At 37.8% G+C, this 22,657-nt stretch carries 21 protein-coding genes and 1 other RNA gene; 16 read left to right on the top strand and 6 right to left on the bottom strand.

The window, feature by feature from the left end; translation table 11 throughout:
- Positions 1 to 15: 15 nt before the first annotated feature.
- Entirely contained in the window at positions 16 to 669 is a 654-nt protein-coding gene (locus KPC_RS00980) for a TetR/AcrR family transcriptional regulator (RefSeq protein ID WP_121972591.1), read from the bottom strand.
- A 258-nt stretch (positions 670 to 927) separates the two neighbouring features.
- On the opposite strand from KPC_RS00980, the gene prpB reads away from it, so the two are divergent.
- The 3 genes from prpB to ppk2 all read left to right on the top strand — a co-directional run bounded on the left by prpB (position 928) and on the right by ppk2 (position 4,114).
- Positions 928 to 1,812, top strand: a complete 885-nt coding sequence (gene prpB, locus KPC_RS00975) for a methylisocitrate lyase (RefSeq protein WP_121972590.1) — start codon at positions 928 to 930, stop codon at positions 1,810 to 1,812.
- A gap of 4 nt (positions 1,813 to 1,816) precedes the next feature.
- A complete protein-coding gene (prpC, locus tag KPC_RS00970) occupies positions 1,817 to 2,953 on the top strand; it encodes a bifunctional 2-methylcitrate synthase/citrate synthase (protein ID WP_121972589.1) in 1,137 nt (378 codons plus the stop codon).
- A 237-nt stretch (positions 2,954 to 3,190) separates the two neighbouring features.
- Positions 3,191 to 4,114: a polyphosphate kinase 2 gene (gene ppk2 / locus KPC_RS00965; RefSeq protein WP_121972588.1), complete on the top strand. Its 924-nt coding sequence runs from the start codon at positions 3,191 to 3,193 to the stop codon at positions 4,112 to 4,114.
- 406 nt (positions 4,115 to 4,520) lie between these two features.
- Here the strand turns inward: ppk2 and glnG are convergent, their stop codons facing one another.
- Positions 4,521 to 6,008: a nitrogen regulation protein NR(I) gene (gene glnG, locus KPC_RS00955; RefSeq protein WP_121972586.1), complete on the bottom strand. Its 1,488-nt coding sequence runs from the start codon at positions 6,006 to 6,008 to the stop codon at positions 4,521 to 4,523.
- Positions 5,995 to 7,104, bottom strand: a complete 1,110-nt coding sequence (gene glnL, locus KPC_RS00950; protein ID WP_121972585.1) for a nitrogen regulation protein NR(II) — start codon at positions 7,102 to 7,104, stop codon at positions 5,995 to 5,997. Before glnL ends, glnG begins: the two co-directional genes overlap by 14 nt.
- 361 nt (positions 7,105 to 7,465) lie before the next feature.
- Here glnL and rimO point away from each other — a divergent pair, with 361 nt between their 5' ends.
- The 12 genes from rimO (at position 7,466) to lpxA (ending at position 19,830) form a co-directional block, all read left to right on the top strand.
- Positions 7,466 to 8,809: a 30S ribosomal protein S12 methylthiotransferase RimO gene (rimO, locus tag KPC_RS00945; protein WP_121972584.1), complete on the top strand. Its 1,344-nt coding sequence runs from the start codon at positions 7,466 to 7,468 to the stop codon at positions 8,807 to 8,809.
- A gap of 58 nt (positions 8,810 to 8,867) precedes the next feature.
- Entirely contained in the window at positions 8,868 to 9,596 is a 729-nt protein-coding gene (gene pyrH, locus KPC_RS00940) for a UMP kinase (protein ID WP_121972583.1), read from the top strand.
- Positions 9,597 to 9,675: 79 nt separating this feature from the next.
- Positions 9,676 to 10,230 carry a ribosome recycling factor gene (gene frr, locus KPC_RS00935; RefSeq protein WP_121972582.1) on the top strand — a complete coding sequence of 185 codons (555 nt, stop codon included), beginning with the start codon at positions 9,676 to 9,678 and terminating at the stop codon, positions 10,228 to 10,230.
- Between the two features lie 6 nt (positions 10,231 to 10,236).
- Positions 10,237 to 10,977 carry a polyprenyl diphosphate synthase gene (gene uppS, locus KPC_RS00930; protein ID WP_121972581.1) on the top strand — a complete coding sequence of 247 codons (741 nt, stop codon included), beginning with the start codon at positions 10,237 to 10,239 and terminating at the stop codon, positions 10,975 to 10,977.
- Positions 10,978 to 10,987: 10 nt separating this feature from the next.
- On the top strand, positions 10,988 to 11,812 hold the full coding sequence (locus KPC_RS00925) for a phosphatidate cytidylyltransferase (RefSeq protein WP_121972580.1): 825 nt from the start codon (positions 10,988 to 10,990) through the stop codon (positions 11,810 to 11,812).
- On the top strand, positions 11,813 to 13,009 hold the full coding sequence (gene ispC / locus KPC_RS00920; protein ID WP_121972579.1) for a 1-deoxy-D-xylulose-5-phosphate reductoisomerase: 1,197 nt from the start codon (positions 11,813 to 11,815) through the stop codon (positions 13,007 to 13,009).
- A gap of 2 nt (positions 13,010 to 13,011) precedes the next feature.
- A complete protein-coding gene (rseP, locus tag KPC_RS00915) occupies positions 13,012 to 14,367 on the top strand; it encodes an RIP metalloprotease RseP (RefSeq protein WP_121972578.1) in 1,356 nt (451 codons plus the stop codon).
- A gap of 39 nt (positions 14,368 to 14,406) precedes the next feature.
- Positions 14,407 to 16,929: an outer membrane protein assembly factor BamA gene (bamA, locus tag KPC_RS00910; RefSeq protein ID WP_121972577.1), complete on the top strand. Its 2,523-nt coding sequence runs from the start codon at positions 14,407 to 14,409 to the stop codon at positions 16,927 to 16,929.
- A 68-nt stretch (positions 16,930 to 16,997) separates the two neighbouring features.
- Positions 16,998 to 17,483: an OmpH family outer membrane protein gene (locus KPC_RS00905; protein WP_121972576.1), complete on the top strand. Its 486-nt coding sequence runs from the start codon at positions 16,998 to 17,000 to the stop codon at positions 17,481 to 17,483.
- 3 nt (positions 17,484 to 17,486) lie between these two features.
- Positions 17,487 to 18,557: a UDP-3-O-(3-hydroxymyristoyl)glucosamine N-acyltransferase gene (gene lpxD / locus KPC_RS00900; protein ID WP_121972575.1), complete on the top strand. Its 1,071-nt coding sequence runs from the start codon at positions 17,487 to 17,489 to the stop codon at positions 18,555 to 18,557.
- 2 nt (positions 18,558 to 18,559) lie between these two features.
- Complete coding sequence (gene fabZ, locus KPC_RS00895) at positions 18,560 to 19,045, top strand: 3-hydroxyacyl-ACP dehydratase FabZ (protein ID WP_121972574.1); 486 nt, start codon at positions 18,560 to 18,562, stop codon at positions 19,043 to 19,045.
- Positions 19,042 to 19,830 (top strand): acyl-ACP--UDP-N-acetylglucosamine O-acyltransferase, encoded by a 789-nt coding sequence (lpxA, locus tag KPC_RS00890; RefSeq protein WP_121972573.1) that lies wholly within the window; start codon positions 19,042 to 19,044, stop codon positions 19,828 to 19,830. The genes fabZ and lpxA overlap by 4 nt, the downstream gene beginning before the upstream one ends.
- 68 nt (positions 19,831 to 19,898) lie before the next feature.
- On the opposite strand, the gene KPC_RS00885 is transcribed toward lpxA, so the two are convergent.
- A complete protein-coding gene (locus KPC_RS00885) occupies positions 19,899 to 20,741 on the bottom strand; it encodes a YbgF trimerization domain-containing protein (protein ID WP_121972572.1) in 843 nt (280 codons plus the stop codon).
- A 296-nt stretch (positions 20,742 to 21,037) separates the two neighbouring features.
- Here KPC_RS00885 and ffs point away from each other — a divergent pair.
- An RNA gene (ffs, locus tag KPC_RS00880) (signal recognition particle sRNA small type) lies at positions 21,038 to 21,134 on the top strand.
- Between the two features lie 23 nt (positions 21,135 to 21,157).
- On the opposite strand, the gene KPC_RS00875 is transcribed toward ffs, so the two are convergent.
- Positions 21,158 to 21,793, bottom strand: a complete 636-nt coding sequence (locus KPC_RS00875; protein WP_121972571.1) for a regulatory protein RecX — start codon at positions 21,791 to 21,793, stop codon at positions 21,158 to 21,160.
- A 177-nt stretch (positions 21,794 to 21,970) separates the two neighbouring features.
- Positions 21,971 to 22,657 (bottom strand): hypothetical protein (locus KPC_RS00870; RefSeq protein WP_213065869.1); only part of this gene is annotated, 687 nt, incomplete at its 5' end.

Genomic DNA, 22,657 nt, shown 5'->3' with positions numbered 1-22,657 from the left:
GTAAATGCAAAAAAACTAGACTTTTTGATGACCGTCTAGGAAACGATCTACACAATATTTAATGTATTCGATCATTTCTTGTTCAGGAAATTGTTCATTTAATCCCATCATGATACGCCATTCACAATTTCTTAAAATGCCGAAATAAAACATTCCAGAGTAAAGTGGATTTGGACATACCAGTTTGCCTTGTTCTACTGCGCGACTTAAGATATTGGCAATAGTCATTTGAATGAATTTTGGACCTTTTTCATGCAGATATCTTGCTATATCAGGGTTGCGTTGTGATTGCTCCATCACAAGACGCATAAAGGCTGTATGCTCAGGATCAATAATGTGACGATAGAAATTAATTAATGTTTCAACTAAATAGTTTTTTAAATCATCTATTTCAGGGTTGAATGGAACACAAATATCTTTGAAGAATAACTCACGGTGATAATCACAAATAGCGATAAATAATCCTTCTTTATTACCAAAATATTTGTAAATGGATGCTTTAGAACCTCCAGCATGATTCACAATATCATCTAGGGATACGGCATCATAACCACGTTCTAGAAATAAAGTATTTGCACTTAGCAATAAGGATAAGCGCCGTTCATGTCCACGGCGGGTTTGTGGAAATTCACATCCACAGGATTCTATTTGTGCTAAGTCTAGAGACATGTTAAATAAAATTAATAAGTTAAAGGAGATTGTGAATTTATTATAGCAAAATTACATCAGAGTTTCCCAATACTATGTAAATACTAGTTTCAATATGTAATAAGTACATCATGTTACAAGAAATATTATGAATAAGGAGTTGTTCTTTAGTCGATTTGACTAAAGTGTTAGAGTTTTTGTTCTAAAAAGCTATAGAACTGTGGATATTTCTAGCTATACTCAAGCCTCAATTAATAAAGTGTAACTGTGGAAGGGAATATGACAGAACAAACGTCTGCAGGCTTAAGATTTAGACAAGCATTAGAAGTAGAGAAGCCATTACAGATTATTGGAACTGTAAATGCCTATGCGGCCATGATGGCCAAGCAGGTTGGTTATAAAGCCATATATGTTTCGGGTGCTGGAGTCGCGAACTATTCTTATGGTCTACCTGACTTGGGAATGACCAGTCTAGATAATGTGTTGGAAGACGTACGTCGTATCACTGAACGTGTAGATACTCCTTTGCTTGTAGATATCGATACAGGCTGGGGTGGTGCATTTAATATTGCACGTACAATTAAAGAGATGATTCGTGCTGGCGCTGCAGCGGTACATATCGAAGATCAAGTGGCTCAAAAACGTTGTGGTCATCGCCCAAATAAAGAAATTGTTTCACAACAAGAAATGGTGGATCGTATTAAAGCAGCAGTTGATGCAAAAACCGATTCGAATTTTGTGGTTATGGCGCGTACTGATGCATTGCAAAAAGAAGGTTTACAAGCTGTAATTGATCGTGCATGTGCATGTGTTGAAGCTGGTGCTGATGCCATTTTTGCTGAAGCAATGACGGATATCACGATGTATAAAACAGTTTGTGATGCTGTGGGTGTCCCAGTTTTAGCCAATATCACCGAGTTTGGTGATACACCTTATTACACTGTAGACGAGCTGGGTGAGCAAGGTATCGCAATGGTACTCTATCCATTATCTGCAACGCGTGCCATGCAAAAAGCCGCACTTGAGGTTATGCGTTCTATTCGTGAAAATGGTACCCAAGTTCAGGTGCTTGATAAGATGCAGCAACGTAAAGAACTATATGAATTTCTTGATTATCATACTTTTGAAAATACATTAGATAAATTGTTTAAGCAGGAGAATTAAAAAAATGGCTGAAGGAAAAGTACTAACTGGTGCAGGGCTTCGTGGTCAGGTTGCAGGTAAAACGGCATTATCAACTGTTGGTAAAAGTGGTGCTGGTTTGACATATCGCGGTTATGATGTGCAAGATTTGGCTGAAAACTGCCAGTTTGAAGAAGTTGCATATCTTATTTTCTTTGGTGAGTTACCTACTGCTGAACAGTTAAAAACATACAAGGCAAAATTAAAGTCATTACGTTCTTTGCCTCAAGCTTTAAAAGAAGTGTTAGAGCGTATTCCAGCAGATTCGCATCCGATGGATGTGATGCGTACTGGCGTATCTATGCTCGGTAATCTGGAAACTGAAAAATCATTTGATGAACAGCAGGATGTGGCAGATCGAATTTTAGCGACACTACCTGCGATTATTTGTTATTGGTATCGTTTTAGTCATGATGGTGTACGTATTGAAGAAAACACTGATGATGATTCGATCGGTGCTCAATTTCTACATTTGTTGCGTGGTGAAAAACCAAATGAATTACATGAACAGGTGATGAATGTCTCATTAATTCTTTATGCTGAACATGAGTTTAATGCTTCGACTTTTACAGCTCGAGTTTGTGCGTCAACTCTGTCTGACATGCATTCATGTATTACTGGTGCAATTGGCTCACTTCGTGGTCCTCTCCATGGTGGTGCAAATGAAGCCGCGATGGAAATGATTGAAAACTGGACATCACCAGAAGAAGCTGAACGTGAAATGCTTGGTAAGCTTGCACGTAAAGAAAAAATCATGGGCTTTGGTCATGCGATTTATAAAGATAATGATCCACGTAATGGCATCATCAAAATATGGTCTGAGCGTTTGGCAAAAGATGTAGGCGATACTGTTTTATATCCTGTGTCTGTTCGTTGTGAAGAAGTTATGTGGCGTGAAAAGAAATTATTCTGTAATGCTGATTTCTTCCATGCTTCTGCATATCATTTCATGGGTATTGCAACCAAGCTTTTTACGCCAATCTTTGTCATGAGTCGTGTAACGGGGTGGGCAGCACATGTAATGGAACAACGTGCTGATAACCGTATTATTCGTCCAAGTGCTGATTATACTGGTCCAGAGCTAAGAAAAGTTGTACCTATTGAACAGCGTACAGCTGCTTGATAATAAAATAAGGCTCCTATATAGATAGGAGCCTTATTTATTGAATCTTTGAATAGTGAAAGTGATTACATATATCCAGATAATAACATGCTTTGCCCCATATAAAAATAAATAAAAATGCCCAATACATTCATTGAATTCGCTTTATTTGTTTGCCAGCTTGTTTATATTAATCATAAGCTTAATTGAAAATAAATGTCTTAAGACGTAATTTTATTTTATACATAGGGGAAATAGATGACTGATCATCAGTTAGGACCGTTTGAAGCAATCCAGAATCAAGATAATAAGCATTTACCAATATTTGAAAATACTGTTTTAGCTTATCAGGGTAAAAGAGAGTCGGAAGATGGATCACGTAATGATCTACCTGAAAGTTATCCATACAAAACCCGTATGACAAGGCAGACATACGAAGCTCAGAAGAAGCTTCTACAAATCGAATTATTAAAAGTACAAAGTTGGGTAAAAGAAACGGGGCAAAAAATAGTTTGTTTATTTGAAGGTCGTGATGCAGCTGGTAAAGGTGGGACGATTAAACGTTATATGGAGCACTTAAATCCTCGTGGTGCTCGAGTAGTCGCGTTAGAAAAACCAAATGATGTTGAAAAGGGGCAATGGTATTTTCAGCGGTATATGAAAGAACTGCCAACGGCTGGTGAAATGGTATTTTTTGATCGCTCTTGGTATAATCGTGCTGGTGTGGAACGAGTAATGGGATTTTGCGAGCCACATGAGTATTTACAGTTCATGCGTCAAACTCCAGAAATAGAAAGGATGTTGGTGAATTCTGGTATCCATTTATTTAAGTTCTGGTTTTCTGTTAGTCGTGAAGAGCAATTAAGACGATTTATCTCGCGTCGAGATGATCCTTTAAAACATTGGAAGTTATCTCCGATAGATATTCAATCATTAGATCGCTGGGATGAATATACTGAAGCCAAAAATCAAATGTTTTTCCATACCCATACTGCTGATGCACCCTGGACGATTATTAAGTCGGATGATAAAAAACGTGCCCGTTTAAATTGTATCCGCTATTTTTTACAGCAGCTAGATTATCCTAATAAAGATTTGAATATGCATACTAAGGTTGACTCATTGATTGTGAATGTACCAAACCACTTGTTTAAGAGTGGGTATGATATGAAAGAAGATTGATCCTTTCCAATAAAAGCCCATATGGGCTTTTATTTTTNAAATGAGTTTCTTTTTGATAAAAATCAGAAAACAATTTATTGATTAAATCAAAGAATTTTAAAGGTTGATTTGGAGCTAACCTTGATTTTTGGGATTGAAAAAATTATTTTATAAATCAAATTTTTATGTTTATAGGCCGTATTGAAGTAAAAGTATACAAAGCTGTGTTATGTTGTTGATGTTGATGTTGATGTTGATGTTGATGTTGATGTTGATGCATTCTTCGTTTTATTATTCTAGTTTGCCATCGTATAGATGGTTTAGAAGTTCAGGAAATACATTACTAGCTGTAAAAGCTCGGTTGCCATCGTATAGATGGTTTAAAAAATCCCCTGAATTCAGAGGATTTAAGTCTAGAAAAATTAATTTATTCTGTTAAAGAAATTTTTTCTTCTTCATCCTCATCATCTGTAGAATCCATACCTAATTCTTTCAGTTTGCGTGTCAGAGTGTTACGTCCCCAACCGAGTAATTCGGCTGCATGGCGTTTTCTGCCACGTGTTTGCTGTAGCGCTGCATTGATCAAAGTACGTTCAAACATTGGGGTGGCTATGTCCAAAATCTTCATTTCACCATTTTTTAGTTTTTGAATTGCCCATTGACCCAATAATTCATCCCAATGATGTAGTGATATACGGTCAAATCCATTTGTAGTTTGATTGTTTTCAGCGCTTTGACTAAGCGGAATCTGTTTAAGTTCAGATGGTAAGTCTTCTGGATAGACTTCACGACCCGTGATCATGACTGTAAGCCAGCGACAAGTATTTTCAAGTTGACGTACATTGCCAGGCCAAGGTAACTTTTGCATGTATTCTTGAGTTTCTGGGCGTAGGATTTTCGGGCTTACACCGAGTTCCTTGCCTGCACGTGCCAGGAAATGTTGAGCCAGCATTGGAATATCTTCACTGCGATGTGAAAGTTTTGGAATATGAATACGGATGACATTGAGTCGGTGATACAAATCTTCACGGAATCTACCTTCATGTACCAGCTTTTCAAGATCTTGATGTGTAGCTGCAACAATACGGACATCAACTCGAACAGGTATATGACCACCTACACGATAGAATTCACCATCAGCCAAAACACGAAGTAGGCGAGTTTGGGTTTCAAATGGCATATCACCGATTTCATCTAGAAATAAAGTGCCACCGTTGGCTTGCTCAAAACGTCCTTGGCGTTGTGTGTTTGCACCAGTAAAAGCACCTTTTTCATGACCAAATAGTTCTGTCTCGATCAGATCTTTTGGAATTGCAGCCATATTTAAAGCAATAAACGGTTTGCTGCTTCTAGGTGAATGACGATGCAACGCATGTGCGACAAGTTCTTTCCCTGTACCAGATTCACCATTAATTAAAACAGTGATATGTGATTGCGATAAACGTCCAATTGCTCTAAAGACTTCCTGCATGGCAGGTGATTCGCCAATAATCTCTGCTGATTGGATTGGTGTTGAGTTTTTTGCAGATTCCTGCTGTTGCAATTTGTTGATATGCATGATTGCACGGTTAACTAGTGCAAGTGCTTCATCTATGTCAAAAGGCTTTGGTAGATATTCAAAAGCGCCTGTTTGATAGCTGGACACAGCAGATTCTAAATCTGAGTGAGCAGTCATAATAATAACAGGTAGATCAGGATAACTGCTTTTAACTTTTCCTAAAAAAGTCAATCCATCTATACCCGGCATACGAATATCAGTCAGAATGACATCTGGCGCATCTGTACCGAGTTGGTTTAAGGCTGATTGTGCTTCTTCAAAACTGGTGACATCGAAACCTTCTTCTTTGAATGTTTTTTCGAGCACCCATCGCATGGCGCGATCATCATCAATTACCCATATTTTATTTCGCGACATGGTTCGACTCCCAAGGTAAATATAAGCTAAATACTGTTTTTCCTGGAACTGATTGGCATTCAATCATTCCGTTATGTTGATGCATGATGTTTTGTGCAATGCTTAGTCCAAGCCCGGTACCTTTAGCACGTCCTGTAACTAAAGGGTAGAAGACTGATTCCAATATTTCTTCTGGTACACCAGGTCCGTTATCCTGAATATCGATGCGAACAGCAGATTTATTAAGTACACCATTAATAGTGACTAAACGTTGAATACGTGTTCGAAGAATCAACTCGGGTTGGTGATCTACAAAAAAGTCTTTGTTTTCTGTCATGGCCTGTATGGCATTGACACTAATATTTAGGATTACTTGAATGAGCTGATCACGATCAGCCTTAACTTCAGGTAAGGATAGATCATAGTCTCGGGTAATTTTAATTTTCTTTTTTGTCTGGTTTACTATGAGTGAGCGAACTCGTTCTAAAGGCTCGTGTACATTGACCGGTTCATAACTTGGAAGTTGCCTTGAACCCAGCATAGTATCAGCCAGAGTTCTTAATCGATCAACTTCACTAATAATCACATCTGTAAATTCTGAATATTGAGGATCATTTAGACTACGAGCCAGTAGTTGAGTCGCACCACGAATCCCGCCGAGCGGGTTTTTGATCTCATGAGCTACACCACGAATGAGCTGTCGGGCAACCTGGTGTTGTTGAATCGAGTTTTCTTCTTTTGCAATCTTTAGCATCCGGTCAGTTGAATTTAATTCTATTAGAAGTAACGGATGATAGGATTTACCTGTGCTTAACTGTGAGACTGTATAGTCTACATGTATGTCTTTAAAGTTGACATTGATGATGGCTTCACGCCGAGTATAGGCCTGACCTTTATGTAAGGTATTAAGTAACGCTTCATGTGTATCAAAGCTATCATTTGGTGCATGTAATATATTGATAACAGGTTGACCCAAAGCACGAGTTAAACTGACGTCAAAAAGCGCTTCGCAAGACGAATTTAAATAAAAAATATTTAAATCTTTATCAACTAACAAGATCGCTGTAGACATGTTGTCTACTAAAAGTCGATAGTCAATCGTCGGGTATTGATCCATTAGCCAAAAATTCCTGTATTAAAATAGCGCAATAGGATCTGCACAGATCTAAAAATTCAATTACTAGCGCAAAGCTTAACAATTCATATTGTGAGTTTTAAAGCAAAATGCACGCCAACTTTGCATTAATCTGGTGGTTTTGAGAAGAAAATTCAAAAAATGTGCAGAAAAGAGTCATTGTGACAAAGAGTGGGTTTTTTTACATCATACTGCAAATCTTTTGTGTTCCAAAATGGTGCAAAAGAGTTTTTGTAAAAATTTTTGGTTGTATTTTGGTGCATTATGCAAAGAGTCGCGTTTCCACCTGTTTTTATGGACAGAAAAGACATACAATACGCGGATTCTAGTGGAGCGCAGATTCATGAAGTCCCCCAAAGTCGGTTTTGTATCTTTAGGTTGTCCTAAGGCATTGGTAGATTCGGAAAGAATTTTAACTCAGTTAAAAACTGAAGGTTATCAAGTCGCATCAGATTATGATGGTGCAGATTTAGTTGTTGTTAATACCTGTGGTTTTATTGAATCTGCAGTACAAGAGTCATTGGATGCGATTGGCGAAGCCATGAGTGAAAATGGCCGCGTGATCGTAACCGGGTGCTTGGGAAAAGATGAAGATAAAATTCGTCAAATGCATCCGAATGTTTTAAAAGTGACTGGCGCAGCGGCTTATCAGGATGTGATGGAGGCTGTACACGAATATGTACCAGCACCGCCGAAGCATAATCCTTTTATAGATTTGGTGCCTGAACAAGGCGTACGTCTTACTCCGAAACATTATGCATATTTGAAAATTTCAGAAGGCTGTAATCATCGTTGTACTTTCTGTATTATTCCGAGCATGCGTGGAGATCTGGTTTCTCGACCAGTAGGCTCTGTATTAAATGAAGCACAAGCGCTTAAAAAAGCCGGCGTAAAAGAAGTTTTAGTTATTTCGCAAGACACATCAGCTTATGGCGTAGATACTAAATACAAGCTGGATTTCTGGAATGGCCAGCCAGTAAAAACCAAATTCTTTGATATGTGTGAGGCATTAGGTCAATTAGGGATCTGGGTGCGTTTACACTATGTTTACCCGTATCCGCATGTTGATGCAGTAATTGACTTGATGGCACAAGGTAAAATTTTGCCGTATCTGGATATTCCATTCCAGCATGCGAGTCCTCGTATTTTAAAACTCATGAAACGTCCAGCGCATAGTGAAAACACACTAGAGCGATTAAAACTGTGGCGTGAAAAGTGTCCTGAACTTGTCATTCGCTCAACATTTGTGGTTGGTTTCCCCGGTGAAACAGAAGAAGATTTTCAAATGCTTCTAGACTGGCTTAAAGAGGCTCAGTTGGATCGGGTTGGCTGTTTTACATACTCACCTGTAGAAGGTGCTACAGCAAATGATTTGCCTGATCATGTTGCTGAGGAAATTAAGCAAGAGCGCTATGAGCGTTTTATGCAGGTTCAACAGGAAATTTCATCCGCAAAACTACAAAAACGTATTGGTCAGACTATGACTGTACTGGTTGATGGGCTTGAAGATGAATATCCTGTAGCTGTTGCACGTTCGTATGCAGATGCACCTGAAATTGATGGGAACGTCTTTGTTGAAGATATAGATAAGAGCCAAATTAAAGCAGGCGATTTACTCGAAGTCGAAATTACCGATGCTGATGAATATGATTTATTTGCAAAGTTAATCAAGATTAAATCGGCTTAAAACAAGATTGGTCATTTAAAGAATATTTAAGTTATAGATAAGTTTGGGAGTTTACGGTATGTCTGATTCAAAAAATCCACGTTATTCACGTATCCTGTTAAAGCTTTCTGGTGAGGCTTTAGCGGGCAATAAAGATATGGGGATTGATGCCCAGGTTCTGGATCAAATGTCGCTTTCTATCGCACATCTGGTTGGGCTTGGTGTGCAAGTTGGGATCGTGGTTGGTGGTGGTAACCTATATCGTGGTAGCCAGCTACAAAAAGACGGTCTGGTTGGTCGTGTGACTGGTGACCAAATGGGTATGCTTGCAACAGTGATGAATGGCCTGGCGATGCGTGATGCTTTGGTTCGCCGGAATATCAAAACCCGTTTAATGTCAGCTTTACCAATTGGAACTGTGGTTGAATCATATTCAAGTCGTGATGCGATTCGCCATTTAACTCAAGGTGAAGTCTGTGTATTTGTAGCTGGTACAGGTAATCCTTTCTTTACAACTGATACAGCTGCTTGTTTACGTGGCATTGAAATTGAGGCGAGTCTGATTTTAAAAGCAACTAAGGTTGATGGCGTTTATAATAAAGACCCAAGCAAATATGAAGATGCAATCAAGTATGATCATTTGACATTTGATCAGGTGCTTGATGAAAAACTTGGCGTAATGGACTTAACAGCGATTTGCTTATGTCGTGACCATAATGTGCCATTACAAGTATTCGATATGAATAAGTCGGGTGCGTTACTATCAGTGGTAATGGGTGAAAAAGAAGGTACACACGTTACAAACTGATGTACGTGAGCGAGAAAGCTCTTTATACTACAGCAATTTTAAGTTATACACCTTTGAAGAAATAAGTAAGGAAGATCATATGATTAACGATCTTAAAAAAGATAGCGAAGAACGTATGCAGAAAAGCCTCGAATCTTTGGAGCAAGGCTTTGCAAAGGTTCGTACTGGTCGTGCACATCCATCTATTTTAAATGGTGTAATGGTTCCTTACTATGGTTCAGATGTACCGTTAAACCAGGTAGCGAACGTTGGTGTTGAGGATTCACGTACTTTAATCGTGCAACCATTTGAACGTACGATGGTTTCTGCAATTGATAAAGCTATTCGTGAAAGTGATTTGGGTTTAAACCCGATTACTGCAGATTCTATTCGTGTACCATTACCAGCTTTAACAGAAGAAACTCGACGTGACATGCAAAAAGTTGCACGAGCAGAAGCTGAAAACGCAAAAGTTGCGATCCGTAATATTCGCCGTGATGTTTTAGGTGATATTAAATCTTTGTTGAAAGATAAAGAAATTTCTGAAGATGATGAGCGTCGTGCTGGTGATGATATTCAGAAAATCACGGATAAATATGTTGCTGAAGTAGATAAACGTCTTGCTGCAAAAGAAGCTGAATTAATGAAGGTCTAATTTTCAATGACCCATTCAGAAGACAATCATCTTCCTAAACATGTTGCCATCATCATGGATGGCAACAATCGTTTTGCCAAAAAGAAACATCTGCAAAAGGGTGATGGGCATCGTGAAGGCAAAAATGTCCTAGACCCTATTGTAGAACACAGCCTTAAGGTTGGTGTTAAGGCACTGACTGTCTTTGCATTTTCAAGTGAGAACTGGAATAGGCCACAATATGAGGTCGACTTATTAATGGAGCTTTTAAAAGATACCATTAATGAGCAAATTCCACGTATGGAAAAATTCGAAATTTCTCTACGTTTTATTGGTGATCGCAGTCGTATTTCTCCAGAACTTCAAGATTTAATGTTGCATGCAGAGCAAAGGACTGCTAAGTTTTGTAACATGACTTTAACAATTGCAGTCAGTTATGGTGGTATGTGGGATATTGCAGATACTGCGAAAAGGATTGCTGAACAAGTCAAAAAACAGCAACTTGAGGTGGATCAGATTGATTCGGATTTGTTTGGGAAAATGATCAGTCTAGGCGATTTACCACCTGTAGATTTACTTATCCGCACAGGCGGTGATTATCGATTGTCAAATTTTTTACTTTGGCAATGCGCTTATGCTGAACTGTATTTTACCCAGACTTTATGGCCTGAGTTTAACGTGCAAGAGCTTGAGCATGCTTTCGGAGTATTTTCGGGGCGTGAGAGACGATTTGGTAAAACCTCAGAGCAAATTCAACAAGAGAAATAGAGAATTCATAATGTTAGAGCGGATAATTACCGCATTGGTTTTGGTTGCTGTAGTGCTGAGCTGTATGTTTGCTACAACATCACAATATCCAATGTTAGTGTTAATGATTATCGCGGCAGGGACAGCGGGGTATGAGTGGTTTAAGCTTATGCCCAGCCAAACGAAGCAGGTAAATTTAATTAAAGCTGGAAGCTTTGGCATTCTGACTGCTGTATTTTCTGGTTTAGCATTATATTTTAGTGACTTAGCACTACTATTGTGGAGTGCATCAATTTTAACTTGGTTGTTTAGTATTTATTGGGTTAAAAATTTTCCTGAATATGATGGTTGGTATAATCCAAGTTTAAACGTTATTGGTCTAGTATTAATTAGTGCTGCCGTAACCGCGATATTTGAGGTGTGGAAAACATCACCTTGGTGGCTGATGTATCTGTTTTTACTGGTATGGGGTGCAGATAGCGGCGCTTATTTTATAGGACGTAAATTTGGTAAACGTAAACTTGCTCCAGATGTTAGTCCTAATAAATCGGTAGAAGGATTGATTGGGGGGATTGTCACAGTTATTGTTGTTATTATCACTGTTCAGTTCGTTTATTTAAATTTATCTTTTGCCCAAAATATTCTGTTTCTTATCCTATCTATTTTGACCGCTTTTTCATCTGTATTGGGTGATTTATTCGAATCCATGATCAAGCGCAGGGCTGGTGTTAAAGACTCTGGAAGAGTGTTACCTGGGCATGGTGGTGTTTTAGATCGGATTGATTCGTTGCTTGCTGCTGCACCGGTGTTTGCTGCTGCAATGTATATTTTAAAATTAATTGGTGTAGATTTATAGATGACTCAATCTGTTTGTATATTAGGTGTTACAGGGTCGATTGGTCAGAGTACCTTAAAGATTTTAGAACAGCATCCTGACAAATACTCAGTTTTTGCAGTCACGGCATATAGTCGGATTCAAAACTTGGCTGTAATATGCAAACAATATCGTCCAAAAGTGGTGGTGGTTCCCTCATCCAAAGTGGATGAGTTGCAACTGCTATTGAAGCAATATCAAGTTGATGATGTTGAAATATTGACTGATGAAGAAGGGTTAGTCAACGTGGCGGCACATTCATCAGTTGATATTGTGATGGCAGCTATTGTGGGGGCAGCAGGTTTGCTTCCTACATTGGCAGCAGTCAAGGCAGGTAAACGAGTTTTACTGGCAAATAAAGAAGCTTTGGTCATGTCAGGTGATATCATGATTCAAGCTGCCAAAGATCATCAGGCTCTACTTTTACCAGTCGATTCTGAACACAATGCTATTTTTCAGTGTTTACCTCAAAACTATTTACAGATAGATCGGCAGGGAGAGCCTCAACTGGGCGTCTCCCGTATTTTATTAACTGCTTCGGGTGGTCCATTTTTAAATCATAGTTTAGATGAGTTGAAAAGTGTTACGCCAGCTCAAGCGGTCAAACATCCAAATTGGTCAATGGGACAGAAAATTTCTGTAGATTCTGCGACATTGATGAACAAAGGTCTGGAATTGATCGAAGCTTGTCATTTATTTTCAATTTCAGAACATTTTGTTACAGTTGTAGTTCATCCACAAAGTATCATTCATTCTATGGTTCAATATGTGGATGGTTCAACTTTGGCTCAAATGGGTAATCCTGATATGTGTACGCCGATAGCACATGCTCTCGCATGGCCTGAGCGAATTCATACGCATGTACCAGCGCTTGATTTATTTGCAACACAGCAATTAAATTTTATAGAACCTGATGTTGTTCGATTTCCTGCTTTGAAACTGGCCCGTCAGGCAATGAAAGCAGGTGGTCTTGCACCATCTATACTTAATGCTGCCAATGAAATAGCTGTTGCAGCATTTTTAAAGCAACAAATCGGTTTCTTACAAATTGCACAAGTGGTTGAACATACATTAAATCACGTTCAAAATGGAGTGGCTGAATCCATTGCTCAAATTTTGGATACGGATCGGCTTGCCAGACAAGTTGCATCAACATACATTCTAAGACTGGAACACTGATTATGAATGTTCTATTTATCATTGCTGCTGCTATTCTTTTGCTTGGGCCACTCATTGCAATACATGAGTTTGGACATTATTGGGTAGCGAGAAAACTAGGTGTTAAGGTTCTAGTTTATTCTATAGGCTTTGGTCCTACTTTGATAAAATGGACATCTAAAAAGTCTGGTATCCAGTATCAGCTTTCTGCCTTGCCACTTGGTGGTTATGTGAAGATGCTGGATGAGCGAGAAGGTAATGTTAAAACAGAAGATTTACCTTATGCATTCAACCGTCAATCTCCATGGAAACGCATAGCTATTGTTGCAGCAGGACCACTTATCAATTTGATTTTTGCAGTGTTATTGTTCTGGATTTTATTTTTACCCGCTCAGGAACAGTTAAATACACGAATAGGTAAGATACTGCCTAATACTCCTGCTGCTCAAGTGCAAATGCAAGCTGGTGACAAGGTTGTTTCTGTTGATGGTACTGATACGCCTACGTGGGAAAAATTAAACTATGCTTTAGTTAACCGTATTGGCGAGACTGGACAAATTCAGATTCAGGCTGAACGAAATGGTCAGTTAAAAACTTTTGAACTTCCAATTCAGGATTTCTTGAAAAATCAACAACAATCAGCTCTTGATGCTTTAGGATTTATTCCTTATCGTCCAGTTATTCCTGCTGTAGTTGAAAAAATGAGTCCAGATGGTGCAGCGATTCGTCAAGGCATGAAAGAAGGTGACAAAATTATTTCAGTCAATGGCATTGCAATGAAAGATTGGTTTGATGTTGTTGATGTTGTACAGAAATCACCTGAAAAACTATTGGCTATTGATGTATTGCGTCAGGGGCAGATAGTACATTTACAAGTTATGCCACAAGGTAAACGTGACAATATGGGAAATGTAACTGGATTGTTGGGAGTGCAGGCGCATACAGCTAAAGTTACAATTCCTACAGAATTTAAACAAACAATTCAATATAATCCAGCGCAGGCATTGGTTGTTGCGACTGAAAAAACCTGGCAGATCTCAGGCATGATTTTGAATTCTATAGTCAAAATGGTGCGTGGATTAATTGGTTTGGACAACCTTTCTGGTCCTATTACGATTGCTAAAGTTGCTGGACAAAGTGCGGAAATGGGGTGGCAAACATTTATCTCATTTATGGCATTAATGAGCGTAAGTCTTGGAATTTTAAACTTATTACCAATTCCTATGCTTGATGGTGGGCATTTAGTCTATTATTTTATTGAAGCCATTCGTGGTAAACCTGTTTCTGAACAAATACAAATAGTTGGTCTGAAAATTGGTATGGTACTGCTTGGAAGCATGATGCTCCTTGCATTATTTAATGATTTTATGCGTTTATAACGCACAGATGGAAATTTAACTTACTGGAAAACTATAGGCATGCAGCACTCACATTTATTTATGCCCTTGGCACTGGTCAGTGCTATGGTCACTGCACAGCAAGTATATGCGGCAGATCAATTTGTCGTAAAAGATATTAAAATCGAGGGGTTAGTTCGTCTGTCGCCAAGTAATGTGCTGACAATGATTCCAATTAATAGTGGGGATAGTGTTTCCGATCCGCAAATTTCAGATGCCATACGCGCTTTGTATGCATCAAATATGTTTGATGATATTCAGGCGGTAAATGATAATGGAACATTGGTTTTTAAAGTTCTTGAAAGACCGATCATCTCAAAAATTAATTTTAAAGGTAATAAGCTAATCCCAAAAGAAGCCTTAACAGATGGCTTGAAAAAAATGGGGATCAGTGAAGGCGAGGTTTTAAAGAAATCAGCTATTCAGGTATTGCAAAATGAGTTGATTCAGCAATATTCGCAGCAAGGTCGCTACGATGCAGACATAACGGTGGATACTGTTGCACGTCCAAATAACCGTGTAGATCTTGATATTAACTTTAAAGAAGGTAAGGCTGCTAAGGTTTTTAATATCAACGTAATTGGAAATACTGTTTTCAGTGAGGATGATATCAAGCGTGCTTTTACAATTAAGGAAAGCGGCTGGGCTTCAGTTGTTACTCGTAACGATCGTTATGCACGCGAGAAAATGGCTGCAAGTCTGGAAGCATTGCGTGCGCTATATTTGAATAAGGGTTATATTAATTTTGAAATTAATAACTCTAGTCTAGATATCAGTGAAGATAAGAAAAATATCTTTATTGAAGTTGCTGTAAACGAAGGTGAGCAATTCAAATTTGGTCAAACCAAGTTTCTGGGCGATGCACTTTATAAACCTGAAGAGTTAAAAGCACTACAAATTTATAGAGATGGTGATATTTATTCTCAACAAAAAGAAAACTCTGTAAAACAGTTGCTTTTACGAAAGTACGGTAATGCAGGTTATTATTTTGCTGAGGTGAATGTTGTTCCAGAAATTAATAATGATACCCATATTGTTAATTTAAATTACTATATCAATCCTGGGCAACAAGTTACAGTACGTCGAATTAACTTTGCTGGTAATACCAAAACAGCTGATGATGTATTGCGCCGCGAATTGCGTCAAATGGAAGGTGCTTTAGCAAGTAATGAAAAAATTGACTTGTCTAAAGTTCGTTTGGAGCGTACGGGTTTCTTTAAAACTGTCGATATTAAACCTGTTCGAGTCCCAGGTTCGCCTGATCAGGTTGATTTGAATGTTAATGTTGAAGAACAACATTCTGGTACAAGCACTTTAGCTGTGGGTTACTCACAAAATGGTGGTATTACTTTCCAGGCGGGTTTAAGTCAAACCAACTTCTTTGGTACGGGTAACCGCGTAGCGATGGATTTCTCTCGTTCGGAAACTCAAGATTACTACAATCTAAGTGTTACAGATCCGTACTTTACTATTGATGGGGTGAGTCGTGGTTATAATGCTTACTACCGTAAGACCAAGTTAAATAGTGACTATAACGTTAACAACTATGTAACGGATAGTTATGGTGGTGGTTTAACATTTGGTTATCCAATTGATGAGAACCAAAATATCAGTGCGGGTATTACTCTTGATAATACCAAAGTAACTACAGGACCATATGTTTCTACCTATATTAGAGACTATTTGATGAAAAATGATGGTAAGGAAACTCAGAGCTCCGTTTCTTACTGTCAAGGTAATATTGATAACAATAACTATGATGACCATGGTAATGTTATTTCATGTAAGGATGGTTCTGAACCATTAACATCATCAAGTCAATATGAGGGTGAATACTTTACATATACTTTAAACTTGGGTTGGTCATACAATACACTGAATCGTCCAATTTTCCCTACTTCAGGTATGTCACACCGTGTTGGTGTTGAAGTGGCACTTCCTGGCAGTGATGTTGAATATCAAAAGGTAACTTATGATGCACAAGCTTTCTTGCCACTAGGTAAAGATTTTGTGTTACGAGGTTATGGTAAATTAGGTTTTGGTAACGACCTGCCATTCTATAAAAACTTCTTCGCAGGTGGTTATGGTTCGGTTCGAGGCTATGATAATAGTACCTTAGGTCCTTACTATCCAAGTCTTAATTTGAATGATAATAAAATGAGAGATACTGACCCTGAACGTGTTGGTGGTAATGCAATGGTAACCTTTGGTACAGAGCTTGCTTTACCAGTACCATTTAAGGGTGATTGGGCGCGTCAAGTTCGTCCAGTGGTTTTTGCTGAGGGTGGTCAGGTATTTGATACTCAATGTGATATTCCAACGGGTAGTTTATATATTAATGGTGCTACAAACCCAGTAAATGCCAAACAATTCTGTAAAGATAATTTTGATTTTGATGCAAGTAATTTCCGTTATAGTGTCGGTGTAGGTTTTACCTGGATTACGATGATCGGACCTCTATCACTAAGTTATGCATTCCCATTGAATGACAAACCTGGTGATGAAACAAAAGAAATTCAATTTGAGATCGGTCGTACTTTCTAGTACGACCTTTCTTTTTACGACTAACAACATTGTTTTATCTTTATAAATTTAAATGGAGTATATGGATCATGAAAAAAATTACAGCGGCTATATTAGGTTTAGGAATTGGGCTAAGCAGTCTAAGTCATGCAGCAGGTTATGCCGTAATTGATCTTGAGAAAGTTGTTGAAAATAGTACTTATCTGAAACAACAAAATGCAAGTCTTGAACAATCCGTAAAACCACAAGCAACAAAACTTGAGCAATTGGCAAAAGATATTGAGTCTATTCGTCAGAAAGGTCAGGAAAAGGGTGCTAATGTGCAGCAGTTACAAACCCAATATCAGGCAAAAGCGAGTGAATATCAGTCAATCCAGCAAGGTGTTCAGTCAAAAATGCAAGCTTCACTACAAGCGATGAATCGTTCATTTGAAGCAAAAGTTAAACAAGCTGCTGAACAATTGCGCCAAGAAAACAATTTAGATTTTGTTTTGAATAAAAATGCAGCGATTGCCTATGACAAAAAGAATGATTTAACTGATAAAATGATTCAAAAGGTTAATGCGCTTAAATAATCGATGAAGATACATCAATATAAACTCGAAGAGTTAGCTCAGCTTGTTCAAGGTGAGCTAATTGGTCAATCAGATCTTATTTTAAAAGGTCTTGCCAGTCTGGAAAAAGCTGATGTTGATTATATTTCTTTTGTAAATGGTGAAAAATATATTCAGGATGCACAGCTATCAAAAGCTGGTGCACTTATTGTTACTTCCGAGTTAACGTCCAAACTGGAACAACATCAAAATTTTATCGTCGTTGATAATCCATATCTAGCTTTTGCAATTTTGACTCATGTCTTTGAGCATAAGATTACGGCAAGAGGTATAGAGAAAACAGCCCAGATACACCCGTCAGCTAAAGTCTCTGATTCTGCGTATATCGGTCATTATGTCGTGATTGGAGAGAATTGTATTGTTGGTGATAATACGGTTATACAGTCGCAATCAAAAATCGATGATGGTGTAGAGATTGGTAAGGACTGCTTTATAGACTCCCATGTGACCTTAACAGGTTTTGCAAAACTGGGGGATCGTGTGCGTATCCATGCAAATACTGTTGTTGGTGGTGAAGGATTCGGCTTTGCTCCCTATCAGGGGAAATGGAATCGGATTGCGCAACTTGGCTCTGTAAAAGTTGGTAACGATGTCCGTATAGGTTCAAACTGTAGTATTGATCGTGGTGCTTTGGATGACACAATTTTAGAAAATGGTGTCATTATTGATAACCTTGTGCAAATCGCACATAACGTACATGTTGGTGAAAATACAGCTATCGCTGCTAAGTGTGGTATTGCAGGAAGTACAACAATTGGCAAAAACTGTATTCTGGCAGGGGCATGTGGCTTCGCAGGTCATATTACTATAGCGGATAATGTGACATTAACAGGAATGTCAATGGTCACAAAAAGTATTTTAGAGCCAGGAACATATTCTTCCGGTACAGGTATTTTTGAAAATTCTCAATGGAAACGGACTGTTGTTCGCTTTAGACAATTAGCAGATGTGCCATTGACCAAAATCGTTAAACGCCTTGATCATATACAGGCTCAATTAGAGTATCTTGAATCAACTTTGAAATTGCGTAAATAATTATGACTGAGTCTAAATCTCTACCGTTTACGGTTCCTGAATTGCCAATGAATATCCAGACGATCCGTGAGTATCTTCCACATCGTTACCCGTTTCTATTGGTTGACCGCGTTACTGATGTAACTGAAAATGGCATTGTGGGATATAAAAACGTTTCTATTAATGAAGAGTTTTTGCAAGGTCATTTCCCGAATTATCCGATTATGCCGGGTGTTTTAATTGTTGAAGCAATGGCTCAAATTTCTGGTATTCTGGGATTTGTTATGAATAATGTAAAACCATCACCAGATTCATTATTCTTATTCGCTGGTGCGGAGAAAATCCGATTTAAAAAACAAGTCGTTGCAGGTGATCAACTTGTGCTAAAATCCGAACTTGTTATGCAAAAGCGTGGGATCTACAAATACAATTGTGTTGCAAGTGTAGATGGAATTGTAGCGACCACGGCTGAAATTATCATCTCACATCAGAAATTAGAGCAGGCATGAGCAATAACGATCTCATTCATCCTACAGCTATTATTGACTCATCCGCAGTCATTGCTCCAGATGTAGAAATTGGACCTTACTGTATTATTGGTCCAGAGGTTACTATTGGAGCAGGTACCAGACTACATTCACATGTTGTGGTTGGTGGTTACACACGTATTGGTGAACATAATGAAATTTTTCAGTTTGCCAGTGTTGGTGAGGTCTGCCAGGACCTTAAATTCAATGGTGAAATTACATGGTTGGAAATAGGCGACTATAATGCGATACGTGAACACTGCAGTTTGCATCGTGGAACGGTGCAAGATCAAGGGATTACTAAAGTAGGGAGTTATAACCTACTTATGGTCAATACACATATTGCGCATGACTGTATTGTTGGTGATAACAACATATTTGCAAATAATGTGGGTGTTGCAGGTCATGTCCATATTGGTAGTTATGTTGTGGTTGGTGGTAACTCGGGTATTCATCAATTTTGTAAAATCGATTCATATAGCATGATCGGTGGTGCATCACTAATTTTAAAAGATGTACCTGCTTATGTGATGGTCTCTGGAAACCCTGCTCATGCATTCGGTATGAATGTAGAGGGTATGCGTAGAAAAGGATGGTCAAAGGAAGTAATTCAGGGTTTGAGAGAAGCTTTTAAACTGATTTATAAATCAGGTTTGACTTCACAACAAGCTGTTGAACGTATTCGTAATGACATTTTACCTGAAATTGATGAAGTTCAGTTGTTGATTGATTCACTTGAACAATCTCAACGTGGTATTGTGCGTTAATTTATTATCCTATAGATAGTTACTTCATCGCACATAAAATAAAAAAAGACATCATAAGATGTCTTTTTTTATGACTTTTTAAAATATCCTGCTTCTTCCGATTTAGGATAGGTGTTGAGTAGTTTGTTCTTATATACTGTTGCTGTAGCATTGTTTTTATTTACATCTTTAGCGATGCTATAAAGTTGATATAAAGCTCTTGGCGCTTTTGCTGAATTGGGAAACTTGGCAGCGACAATCTCATAATTTTTTTTTGCTTCATTATAATTTGGTGGGTCAATCGCCAGATTAAATTCAGCTAACCAAAAATAAGCATTTCCTGTATAAATACTATTGGGATTATTTTTAATAAAGTTTTGCATTGGCGCAATAGCTTGTTTTGCACCGCCTTTCTTATAAGCATCTAAAGCAACAGTATAAGCAGCTTTTTCAAGCTCCTTTGGGTCACTAGTATTTGTTGCATTATTTGGTTGAACAGCAACTTTCTCATTATTTTGAGTTGTTGTTTTGTTAGGGGTGCTATCTTGATTATTAGGCGTTGTAGGTTGTTGTTCATTCGAATTTGAAGAATTATTTCCAGAATCTTCTTCTGTTTGTGCACTATCTGGATCTACCTTTTGGTTAAGTAGCTCTAAACGTTGGTCAAGATCTGTGTAGCGGTTTGCTAAATCCTTGCTAAGCTGATCAATAGCATGGTCTTGTTCTTCTATTTTTCCCCGTAATTCACGAAGTTGTGATTCGAGTTGTTGGTTTTTTTGCATCAAATCCCAGTTTACATTACTGGCAACAGCAGTAGGAACGCTGGATGAACCTGGATCATTTTGGCTTAGCCCTCGTGATTCGATAGGAATCGCAAATGTTGATGCAGAACCTAACAAAGAGACTAAAATAAGTGCATGCTTATTGAGCATAGATAAATCCATCATAATCAAAAGATTACCATCTAGTTTTATTTAGATAATAAAAAATAAAAATTTAAGTCATTTAAAACGCCTAGAGCAGGAAAAGCAAGATACTTTTACAATCTTCTAGCATTTTTCTATTTTTTCTCCATCATTAAGGATGATCTTGTATTTCTAATTCTGGAATATAATTTGTCAATTTTGATGATGAAATAATCAAATGAATGAATAACTTGCCTAAAACACAAATTCTGACTTGAAAGAATCTTAAAAATCTCTATACTCTGTTCCTGCAATGGTAGCCCTGCTGGTGGCTTCGCAATTGTACTCTGAGAACCCCGCCAGGACCGGAAGGTAGCAACGGTATCAGAACTATGATGTGCCGAGGTTTTGCTAGTAGGGTTGCCACCATTCTTATAATAATTTTATTCTTCCTCTTTTCTTGTAATTGCTTTCATAATTGAATCCATATCAAAGCCTCTATACTGTAAAAAGCGAATCTGTTTGGCTTTTAACTTAGGATCTTTGCTGACATCAGTACCATATTTTTTTACTTTTAACTGATAAGCTTGCTCATACCAGTTAATTTCATTTAAATCTTCTTCAACTAAGGTTTTATCCAATTGTTTTGTGCGTAATGCCAATTTAATCCTGTTTGGTCCTTTGCCTTTTCTGACTTGGCTTCTTAATGTCATTTCAGCAACACGCTGGTCGCTTTGGTAGTTTTCTCGGGCAAGTTCATCAACAAGCGTAATTACTTCGTCTCTGTCTGCAGCATAGAGCGCTAGTTTCTCGATTAAATCTGCTTTTGAATATTCTTTACGGGTCAGCACGGCAAATGCATATGAGCGCAAACGAGAGCCTGTAAGAAGAGGGCGTTGATATTCTTTGGGCTTGGATTCATTTTTGAAATCTAATGCATCGTTTTCATTTACAATTTCAGTATGTAATTCATTTTCTTTACCATTTTGATGGTATGAAGTATGTTCAGTTTGATTTTGCCCGAATTGTTGCTTGAGTTTCTCATAATCTAGCATTTTGGGAAACTTTGAATCTGACATGAACTCTATCTTCTACAGCTTTAAATCTATAAGCGTAGTTTACCGTATCCTAGGACTGGATTCTTAAAATTGTTTATTTTGTTATTTCTTTTATTGTTAAACTGTTTTTGGGGTTTTAATAAAAATAAGACCTATATTTATAAGGCCTTATATTATCTAAAACAAAAAATGCAGGTGTTAGTGTTTTTCAAAAATTGTACCAAGGATGAAAATACCTGTTAAAGGAATAATGACTGCGTCTGCTGCCAAAGTAAATGGCGTACTAATAATATTTTTAGCTATATTCATGGGATTTAACGATTTTTTAGCATTACTATTATATCCAATTTGAACTTTATAATTTTTAGCAAATGTAACAGGTTGAGTAGCTTCTATCTTCTGATTTGACACTAGGATATTGCCTTCTACAGGGATTGCTATTAATAAATCCAGCTGATTTCCTTTTCTTATGGTAGGGATATGACGTTTATTGTATTCTAGTCGCTTGGCTGTAGCCCGTAATTGTGTTACTACTTCATCTGTAGGGGATTCTACGATGATGCTTATAAGTAAATCCATCTTAAAATGATCATCTTTTTTTTCAGGATCTATGTGTAATTCTAATGCATTATTTCTATTTGTAATCAAGGCTAACTTTGAATTTGGAATATTTAATCGAGTGATCTCATTTATAGCTTCATTGCCTTGAGTAATTAAATAGACATATTTTTTTCCAATAACTACAAATTGATCTTTTTTATCTTCTTGAATAACTTTACCTAAGTTTAGTAGTTGGTCTTCATTAATAATTTGAAATTTTGATGACTTAGATGAAACTGGGGTGGTTTTCCATATCATTGTCGTCATGCAACCACAGAGTGATAA

This window comes from Acinetobacter stercoris (genome assembly GCF_900323515.1).
GTDB lineage: Bacteria > Pseudomonadota > Gammaproteobacteria > Pseudomonadales > Moraxellaceae > Acinetobacter > Acinetobacter stercoris.
This window is presented reverse-complemented; position numbering and strand designations above follow the sequence as displayed.